Source organism: Pseudomonas sp. C2B4, from assembly GCF_013359695.1.
Classification (GTDB): Bacteria; Pseudomonadota; Gammaproteobacteria; order Pseudomonadales; family Pseudomonadaceae; genus Aquipseudomonas.
In genome coordinates this window covers 58,316-67,098 of record NZ_JABFMU010000032.1, presented here as the reverse complement: position 1 = coordinate 67,098, position 8,783 = coordinate 58,316, and the positions used below count along the sequence as shown (strand labels likewise).

The window sequence follows — 8,783 nt, the reverse complement described above, 5'->3', positions numbered from 1 at the left end:
GCGGTGTGTCATTCAACATCATTGCTGACTGACACACCGCTTTCGCGAGCAGGCTCGCTCCCACATTGGTTTACACCATCTCCTACAGAATTTGCTGAAACGCATCAGTCCCCTTCGGTAACACCACCGACGTAACAATGCGGTAACACATGCAATTGACTTCCCGAGTTCTCCTCACGACTATAGGCGTCCCGCTGCCGCCATCACGGCACGCAAGGGCGCAATCCAGGCCTTATAAGCACGACAAAAGACCGTGCGCCTGAGTAGATGACGAATCACGCGCGTTACTCGCAGTAGTTTCCATAGCGCCTGAACGAGGATTTTTTGACATGCCAGCCATCACCCTGACCACGCTCCAGAGCCTCAAGCAGAAAGGTGAAAAAATCACCATGCTGACCTGCTATGACGCGACCTTCGCCCACGCCTGCAATCAGGCTGGCGTCGAAGTGCTGCTGGTGGGCGACTCCCTCGGCATGGTTTTGCAAGGTCACGACAGCACCCTGCCGGTCACCACCGCCGAAATGGCTTACCACGTGGCCGCCGTAAAACGCGGTAACACCGATGCGTTGATCCTCGCCGACCTGCCCTTCATGGCCTACGCCACCACCGAACAAGCCATGACCAACAGCGCCCTGTTGATGCAGGCTGGCGCCCATATGGTCAAGATCGAAGGCGCATTGTGGCTGGCGGACTCGATCCGACTGCTCGCCGAGCGCGGTATCCCGGTGTGCGCGCACATGGGCCTGACGCCGCAATCGGTGAACATCCTCGGCGGCTACAAGGTCCAGGGTCGCAATGAAAACCAGGCACGGCAAATGCGTGCCGATGCGATCTCACTGGAACAGGCCGGCGCAGCGATGCTGCTGCTCGAGTGCGTACCAAGCGAGCTGGCCGAAGAGATCACCCAGGCGGTGAAGATTCCGGTGATCGGGATCGGCGCCGGCCATCGCACCGACGGCCAGGTGCTGGTCCTGCACGACATGCTGGGCCTGTCCATTACGGGTCGGGTGCCGAAATTCGTGAAGAACTTCATGGCGGGCCAAGAGAGCATTCACGCTGCCTTGAACGCCTATGTCACTGAAGTCAAAGCGGCGACCTTCCCTGGCATCGAACATGGATTCTCTGCATGAACACCGTAAAAACCGTACGCGAACTGCGGGCCGCCGTGGCCCGTGCCCGTGGTGAAGGCAAACGCATCGGCTTCGTGCCGACCATGGGCAACCTGCACAGCGGTCATATCGCGTTGATTACCAAGGCCACCCAGCGCGTGGATTTCGTGGTCGCGAGTATTTTCGTCAACCCGCTGCAATTCGGCGCCGGCGAAGACCTCGACAAGTATCCGCGCACCCTCGCGGCCGACCAGGAAAAACTGCTCGAAGCCGGTTGCGACCTGCTGTTCGCGCCAACCGTTGAAGAGATGTATCCCGACGGCATGACCGGCCAGACCCGCGTCAGCGTCCCGCAACTCTCCGAAGGACTGTGCGGTGCAAGCCGTCCAGGGCATTTCGAAGGTGTGGCGACGGTGGTCAGCAAGTTGTTCAACATGGTCCAGCCGGACCTGGCGATTTTCGGTCAGAAAGACTTCCAGCAACTGGCCGTGATCCGTGCCCTGGTTCATGACCTGAACATGCCGATCCAGATCATTGGCGAGCCAACCGTTCGCGCGGCCGATGGCCTGGCATTGTCATCGCGCAATGGGTTCCTCAGCGAAGAGCAGCGCGCCGTTGCGCCGGTTGTCTATCGCACCCTGAGCCAGATTGCCGATGCAATCAAACAGGGCGAGCGTGACTTCCCGGCACTCATCAGCGCGCAGATCAAACAGCTCGAAGCCGCCGGGTTGCGTCCGGACTACCTGGAAATCCGTCATGCCCTGACCTTGCGTCCGGCGACGGCGGAAGATCGGGATCTGGTGATTCTGGTGGCGGCGTTCCTCGGGACGACGCGGTTGATCGACAACCTGCACCTGAATCTCGATACGCCCATCTGAGCCCGACAAAACAATGTGGGAGCGAGCCTGCTCGCGAATGCGGTATGCCATTCAACGATCAGGTTGACTGATCCGCCGCTTTCGCGAGCAGGCTCGCTCCCACACTTGACCTGTTTTAGTGTCCACAACCCGATTCCGACCTGGGAAAACACTCATGCACGCCATCATGCTCAAAGCCAAGCTGCATCGCGCCGAAGTCACCCATGCTGTACTCGATTACGAAGGATCCTGCGCCATCGACGGCGAGTGGCTGGACCTGTCCGGCATTCGTGAATACGAACAGATCCAGATCTACAACGTCGACAATGGTGAACGCTTCACCACCTACGCCATCCGTGGCGAAGAAGGCTCGCGCATGATTTCCGTCAACGGCGCCGCTGCGCACAAGGCCAAGGTCGGCGATCGCGTGATCATCTGCGCTTATGCCCACTACAGCGAAGCCGAACTGCTCAACTTCAAGCCGCGCATGCTCTACATGGCGCCGGGCAATGAACTGAGCCACACCAGCAATGCCATTCCGGTCCAAGTTGCCTGATCGAGTCCTGTCTCGCTTCCGTTTGTCGGACTGTTCCTAACTTCGATGTTAAAAAAGTACCGGAAACAGGTCAGACAAAGTCAAGACAGATCACGGCGCGGGGTTTACTGTATTCGCCCTGCGCCATGAAATCGTGTCGACGCAGTTGACCGGACGCTTAACCACAGCGCTCCGGGATTTTTCGTGTTCAAAAGGCCGTTCAAGTAAAAAGGAAACCCGCAGCGATGGCGTATTACCGCACTCCTCACGACGTGACCGCTCTGCCCGCCTGGCAAGCGTTGAATGACCACCGCCAAGCCATGCAGGATTTCAGCATGCGCGAGGCCTTCAATGCCGATCCGCAGCGCTTTACTCAATTCACCCTCAGCAGCTGCGGTCTGTTTCTCGACTATTCAAAAAACCTGATCAACGCCGAGACCCGCAATCTGCTGGTGGGTCTGGCCAACGAAGTCGACCTCAAGGGCGCGATCAAGTCGCTGTTCGATGGCGAAATCGTCAACGCCTCCGAAGGTCGCCCGGCCCTGCACACCGCCCTGCGCCGCCCGGTGGGCGACAAGCTTTCGGTCAACGGCGTCAACGTGATGCCTGAAGTGCACAAAGTACTGAACCAGATCACCGACCTCGTTGGCCGCATTCACGACGGTCTGTGGCGCGGTTACACCGAGAAGCCGATCACCGACGTGGTGAACATCGGCATCGGTGGTTCGTTCCTCGGCCCTGAGCTGGTGTCCGAAGCGTTGCTGTCCTACGCCCAGAAAGGCGTGCGTTGCCATTACCTGGCAAACATCGATGGCAGCGAGTTCCACGAACTGACCATGAAGCTGCGCGCCGAGACCACGCTGTTCATCGTCTCGTCGAAATCTTTCAACACCCTGGAAACCCTGAAAAACGCCCAGGCCGCCCGTGCCTGGTACCTGGCCCAGGGTGGTTCGGAAGCCGAGCTCTATCGTCACTTCATCGCGGTATCGAGCAACAATGCCGCCGCCGTGGCCTTCGGTATCCGTGAAGAGAACATTTTCCCGATGTGGGACTGGGTCGGCGGTCGTTACTCGCTGTGGTCGGCCATCGGCCTGCCAATCGCCCTGGCCATCGGCATGTCGAACTTCAAGGAACTGCTGTCCGGTGCCTACACCATGGACCAGCACTTCCAAAGCGCGCCATTCGAACAGAACATGCCGGTGCTGCTGGCCTTGCTCGGCGTCTGGTACGGCAACTTCTGGGGCGCGCAGAGCCACGCGATCCTGCCGTACGACCACTACCTGCGTAACATCACCAAGCACTTGCAACAGCTGGACATGGAGTCCAACGGCAAGAGCGTTCGTCAAGACGGCACGCCAGTGTCCACCGACACCGGTCCTGTGATCTGGGGCGGCGTCGGTTGCAACGGCCAGCATGCGTACCACCAGTTGCTGCACCAAGGCACCCAACTGATCCCGGCCGATTTCATCGTGCCAATCGTCAGCTTCAACCCGGTGTCCGACCACCACCAGTGGCTGTACGCCAACTGCCTGTCGCAGAGCCAGGCGCTGATGCTCGGCAAGACCCTTGCCGAAGCCGAGGCCGAACTGCGCGAAAAAGGCGTGAGTGAAGCCGAGGTGAAAAAACTCGCGGCACACAAGGTGATCCCGGGCAACCGTCCGAGCAATACCCTGGTGGTCGAGCGCATCAGCCCGCGTCGCCTCGGCGCCTTGGTGGCGATGTACGAGCACAAGGTCTTCGTGCAAAGCGTGATCTGGGGCATCAACGCCTTCGATCAGTGGGGCGTGGAGCTGGGCAAGGAGCTGGGTAAAGGCGTCTACAACCGCCTGGTTGGCAGCGAGGAAACCCCGGCCGAGGATGCTTCGACCCAAGGGCTGATCAACTACTTCCGTGGGCGTCACCGCGGTTGATCTGACGCACCCTGCTACACCCTGTGGGAGCGAGCCTGCTCGCGAATACGGTCTAACATTCAATGATGGTCGTGAATGTAAGATCGCTTTCGCGAGCAGGCTCGCTCCCACTGTTGTTTCAGGTACGACTTGAACCCTTTGGTTACTCCGCGCATCTTTATCTTTGTCGCAAAACAAGAATAAGGAACCGTCATGTTCGATATCAGCACGTTCCCCAAAGCCGATGCCGTCCGCCGGGCTGCACAACTGAGTCAAGACGACTATCACCGCCTGTACCGCGAATCCGTTGAACATCCCAGTACGTTCTGGGCAGAACAGGCCTCCCGTTTTCTCGATTGGAGCAAACCGTGGGACACCGTCCAGCGCTATGACCTGAAAACCGGCGAAGCCAGCTGGTTTGCCGGGGCGGAGCTGAATGTCAGCTACAACTGCATCGACCGTCACCTGGAAAAACGCGGTGATCAGATCGCGATTATCTGGGAAGGCGACGATCCCGCCGAATCCACGCAAATCACCTACAAAAAATTGCATCACAACGTCTGCCGCCTGGCCAACGTGCTCAAAAGCCGTGGCGTGAAGAAAGGCGACCGGGTCTGCATCTACATGCCGATGATCCCCGAAGCGGCCTACGCCATGCTTGCCTGTACGCGCATTGGTGCCGTGCATTCGGTGGTGTTCGGCGGATTTTCCCCGGACTCCCTGCGCGACCGCATTCTCGATGCCGACTGCCGCACCGTGATTACCGCTGATGAAGGCGTGCGCGGCGGCAAATTCATCCCGCTCAAACAGAACGTCGACAAAGCCCTGCAAAGCTGTCCGGATGTCAGCACCGTGGTCGTGGTCGAGCGCACGCAGAATCAGGTGAACTGGGTCGAAGGCCGGGACATCTGGTATCACCAGGCGTTGCGCGATGTCGGCGACGACTGCCCGCCGGAACCGATGGGCGCCGAAGACCCGTTGTTCATCCTCTACACCTCCGGCAGCACCGGCAAACCCAAGGGCGTGCTGCACACCACGGGCGGCTACCTGCTGCAAGCCGCAATGACCTTCAAATACGTGCTGGACTACCGCGACGGCGAAGTCTTCTGGTGCACCGCCGATGTCGGCTGGGTCACCGGCCACAGCTACATTGTCTACGGGCCGCTGGCCAATGGCGCCACGACATTGATCTTCGAGGGCGTGCCGAGCTACCCGAGCACCTCGCGCTTCTGGCAAGTCATCGACAAGCACAAGGTGAACATTTTCTACACCGCACCGACCGCCCTGCGTGCCCTGATGCGTGAAGGCCCCGAACCGTTGAAGGAAACCTCCCGCGCCAGCGTCAGATTGCTCGGTACCGTCGGTGAACCGATCAACCCGGAAGCGTGGGAATGGTACTTCCACTCGGTCGGCGAAGAGCGTTGCCCGATCGTCGATACCTGGTGGCAGACCGAAACCGGCGGCATCATGCTCAGCCCCCTGGTCAGTGCCCAACGCATCAAACCCGGCTGCGCCACGCAACCGATGTTCGGCGTGCAACCGGTGCTGCTCGACGAACACGGCAAGGAAATCAAAGGGGCCGGCAGTGGCGTGCTGGCCATCAAGTCCAGTTGGCCGGCGCAGATCCGCACCGTCTACCGCGACCCGCAACGGATGGTCGATACCTACTTCAAGCCATACCCCGGCTACTATTTCACCGGTGATGGCGCCCGCCGCGACGAAGATGGCGACTACTGGATCACCGGACGCATCGACGACGTGATCAACGTGTCCGGACACCGCATCGGTACCGCCGAAGTGGAAAGTGCCCTGGTGCTGCACGACAGCATCGCCGAAGCCGCCGTGGTGGGTTACCCCCACGACGTCAAGGGCCAGGGCATCTACGCCTTCGTCACCCCCATGAACGGTGTCGATACCGGTGACGAATTGAAGAAAGAGTTGTTGGCCATGGTCAGCAAGGAAATCGGCAGCTTCGCCAAACCGGACCTTATCCAATGGGCCCCGGCCTTGCCGAAAACCCGCTCAGGCAAGATCATGCGGCGCATTCTGCGCAAGATCGCCTGCAACGAACTGGACAGCCTGGGTGACACCTCGACCTTGGCCGACCCGAGCGTGGTACAGGGCCTGATCGACAAACGCCTGAACCCGTAACGTGTACGCCGCCCTTCTGTAGGAGCGAGCTTGCTCGCGATGAACTCAAGCGCGCCGCGCACACTCAGGAATCACGCGTTATCGTCAACGTTCATCGCGAGCAAGCTCGCTCCTACAGGGTTGTCATGGAATTTATACGCACCCGTATCGAAACCCAGATCATGAGCCTGACCGGTCTGTCCCTGGGAAAGCTTGATCTGGAAAACCCCAAGGGCGATCCAGGTCTGTTCGGGCCCGATTCGATCAGTTGGCAAGTGCACGGCGACTTCAGCAGCATGTTGATCGGCGGGATCAGTGCCCTGATGCTGCAAGCCTTGCACCCCTTGGCCCTGGCGGGCGTGTGGGACCATTCGAATTTCCGCGAGGACATGCTCGGCCGGCTACGCCGCACCGGGCAGTTCATCTCCGGCACCACCTTCGGTTCGCGCCAGGACGCCGACTGGCTGATCGAGAAAGTCCGCACCATTCACCTGCAAGTCACCGGTACTGCGCCCGATGGCCGGCCCTATGCTGCGAGCGATCCGGACCTGCTGACCTGGGTGCACGTGGCCGAAGTCAGCAACTTTCTCGCCGCGCATTTGCGTTATCGCAACCCGCACTTGTCGCTGGCCGATCAGGATCGCTACTACGCTGAAATCGCCTTGGTCGCCGAACGCTTGGGCGCCAGAAATGTGCCCCGCTCTCGACAGGAAGTTTCCGACTACCTTGAGCGAATCAGGCCGCAACTGGTGTGCGACGAACGCAGTCGCGAAGTATTGCGACTGTTGTTGAATGCGCCCTCCCCGAGCCGTCTGGCCAAGCCTTTCGGCGGCCTGATGATGCAGGCCGGTATCGACCTGTTACCGGATTGGGCCAGCGACCTGCTTGGCGTGAGCCAGACCCCGCTGCAACGCAAGCTGATCCGCGCCAGCGTCAATCGCAGTGCGCCAATGCTGCGCTGGGCGGTGCGCAATGGTTCGGTGCAGCGCGCCAGGCGGCGGATGGGTTTGCTCACGTGAAACAACACTTGAAAGCTTCGCGAGCAGGCTCGCTCCCACAGTGGATTGGAGTCGTTCATAAAATCAGTGTGGGAGCGAGCCTGCTCGCGAAGGGAGCACCTCGGTTTGGCGCCAAGCTGTTAAACTCCCGCGCCAAATTCCCACCTGCAAGGCGCCCAGCATGTCTTCCTTGAATCAGGCGCTGCGCGCCGCCCTCGACCATCGCCAGGACCTGCTTGCCGAACTGCATCGGCAAGGCACCGATTGCTATCGCCTGTTCCATGGCAGCCAGGAAGGCGCCGGGGGCCTGACGATCGACCGCTATGGTCCACAACTGATGGTGCAGACTTTTCACCAGTCACTGGAACGCGATGCGCTGCTGCAACTGCACGAAATCGTCAACCAGCACCTGGGCTTTGAAAGCCTGCTGGTCTACAACGATCGCTCTCGCGGCAACTCGCGCATCGATCGGGAAGACACCGTATACCGCGCCGACGAAGCAGCGCTGCAGGATCTGATCGGTCATGAATGGGGACTCAATTACCGCGTGCGCGGGCGCCACGCCGGACAGGACCCCTTGCTGTTCCTCGACCTGCGCAACACCCGCGGCTGGGTCAAGGAGCACAGCAAAAACAAAAGCGTGCTGAACCTGTTTGCCTACACCTGTGGCGTCGGCCTCAGTGCCGCGGCCGGTGGCGCACGCGAGGTGTGCAACCTGGACTTCGCCGAAGGCAACCTGGCGGTCGGTCGTGAAAATGGCCTGCTCAACCCGCAGTTGCCAACCATGGAGTTCATCCAGTCCGACTACTTCCCGGCCATTCGTCAACTGGCAGGCCTGCCCATCAGTCAGCGTCGCGGGCAAAAGCTGCCAAGCTATCAGCGCCTGGAACAGCGCCAGTATGATCTGGTGCTGCTCGATCCTCCGGCCTGGGCCAAGAGCGCGTTCGGCACCGTCGACCTGCTGCGCGACTATCAGAGCCTGCTCAAACCCGCGCTGCTGACGACTGCCGACAACGGCGTGCTGATCTGCTGCAATAACCTGGCAAAAGTCAGCATGGACGATTGGCGCGAACAGGTTTTGCGTTGCGCAGAGAAAGCCGGACGGCCAGTGCGCGAGTGGACAGTGATGAAACCGGGTGGCGATTTCCCTTCGATGGACCAGCAACCACCGCTGAAAACGCTGATCCTGCAGCTTTGATCTGTGTCAGACAAATCCGAAAAGTACTGAACCGAGGGATTGTTTCGGAACCGGAAACGCGTGCCAT

7 protein-coding genes are annotated in these 8,783 nt (G+C 60.0%); all 7 read left to right on the top strand.

Annotated elements, in window-relative coordinates; all coding sequences use genetic code 11:
• Positions 1–329 precede the first annotated feature (329 nt).
• Entirely contained in the window at positions 330–1,130 is an 801-nt protein-coding gene (gene panB, locus HNQ83_RS19670) for a 3-methyl-2-oxobutanoate hydroxymethyltransferase (protein WP_175390463.1), read from the top strand.
• The gene (gene panC, locus HNQ83_RS19665) at positions 1,127–1,987 is read left to right on the top strand and encodes a pantoate--beta-alanine ligase (RefSeq protein WP_175390462.1); all 861 of its coding nucleotides are present in this window, start codon (positions 1,127–1,129) and stop codon (positions 1,985–1,987) included. The genes panB and panC overlap by 4 nt, the downstream gene beginning before the upstream one ends.
• A 154-nt stretch (positions 1,988–2,141) precedes the next feature.
• The gene (gene panD, locus HNQ83_RS19660) at positions 2,142–2,522 is read left to right on the top strand and encodes an aspartate 1-decarboxylase (protein ID WP_003228271.1); all 381 of its coding nucleotides are present in this window, start codon (positions 2,142–2,144) and stop codon (positions 2,520–2,522) included.
• Positions 2,523–2,746: 224 nt separating this feature from the next.
• Positions 2,747–4,411 (top strand): glucose-6-phosphate isomerase, encoded by a 1,665-nt coding sequence (pgi, locus tag HNQ83_RS19655; protein ID WP_175390461.1) that lies wholly within the window; start codon positions 2,747–2,749, stop codon positions 4,409–4,411.
• Positions 4,412–4,603: 192 nt separating this feature from the next.
• On the top strand, positions 4,604–6,541 hold the full coding sequence (gene acs / locus HNQ83_RS19650) for an acetate--CoA ligase (RefSeq protein WP_175390460.1): 1,938 nt from the start codon (positions 4,604–4,606) through the stop codon (positions 6,539–6,541).
• 125 nt (positions 6,542–6,666) lie between these two features.
• On the top strand, positions 6,667–7,539 hold the full coding sequence (locus tag HNQ83_RS19645; protein WP_175390459.1) for an oxygenase MpaB family protein: 873 nt from the start codon (positions 6,667–6,669) through the stop codon (positions 7,537–7,539).
• A 160-nt stretch (positions 7,540–7,699) separates the two neighbouring features.
• A complete protein-coding gene (locus HNQ83_RS19640; protein ID WP_175390458.1) occupies positions 7,700–8,716 on the top strand; it encodes a class I SAM-dependent rRNA methyltransferase in 1,017 nt (338 codons plus the stop codon).
• Positions 8,717–8,783 lie beyond the last annotated feature (67 nt).

Excerpts from the sequence above, each read along its gene's own strand:
- pgi (WP_175390461.1), top strand. The coding sequence starts at position 2,747 with ATGGCGTATTACCGCACTCCTCACGACGTGACCGCTCTGCCCGCCTGG.
- HNQ83_RS19645 (WP_175390459.1), top strand. The coding sequence starts at position 6,667 with ATGGAATTTATACGCACCCGTATCGAAACCCAGATCATGAGCCTGACC.
- HNQ83_RS19640 (WP_175390458.1), top strand. The coding sequence starts at position 7,700 with ATGTCTTCCTTGAATCAGGCGCTGCGCGCCGCCCTCGACCATCGCCAG.
- panC (WP_175390462.1), top strand. The coding sequence starts at position 1,127 with ATGAACACCGTAAAAACCGTACGCGAACTGCGGGCCGCCGTGGCCCGT.
- panB (WP_175390463.1), top strand. The coding sequence starts at position 330 with ATGCCAGCCATCACCCTGACCACGCTCCAGAGCCTCAAGCAGAAAGGT.
- panD (WP_003228271.1), top strand. The coding sequence starts at position 2,142 with ATGCACGCCATCATGCTCAAAGCCAAGCTGCATCGCGCCGAAGTCACC.
- acs (WP_175390460.1), top strand. The coding sequence starts at position 4,604 with ATGTTCGATATCAGCACGTTCCCCAAAGCCGATGCCGTCCGCCGGGCT.